Annotated in this window: 1 pseudogene; it reads right to left on the reverse strand. The window is 55.7% G+C overall.

The features are described from left to right. Positions 1–148 precede the first annotated feature (148 nt). Positions 149–348: pseudogene (locus GHO32_RS26735) on the reverse strand (hypothetical protein); the annotation flags it as partial.

A 348-nucleotide genomic window follows, 5' to 3' on the forward strand; every position in this document is an offset into this window, starting at 1 on the left:
GGTTTCGCCACGGGTTGGTGTTGCCACAGCGGGTCGCGGTCGATGTGGTAGCCGTTTTCATGGCTTGGCTCGCGCACGAGCGACAGGTTGCGGTTTTCGACGGTTTGGGCGACGGGGATGAAGCTGCCCGGTTCGTAGAAGTAGTGGATCAGACGTCGTTCGCCAGGGTTGTGCCGCCTCTGAAGTTTCCTGATGAAAGGTCATGATGGCCGGGATTATGATATTTGGGTTTTGGTCCGTGATAGTGTCCTTGTTTATTGGTACGGTTCAACCCAAACGGATCAACCCACCCCACCGGATTCGGCGCATACGCATAGAAATTCAGCCCACCCGCAAAACCGATCGGAT

It is taken from the genome of Pseudomonas sp. FSL R10-2189 (assembly GCF_009600325.1).
In the GTDB taxonomy this organism is placed as follows: domain Bacteria; phylum Pseudomonadota; class Gammaproteobacteria; order Pseudomonadales; family Pseudomonadaceae; genus Aquipseudomonas; species Aquipseudomonas helleri.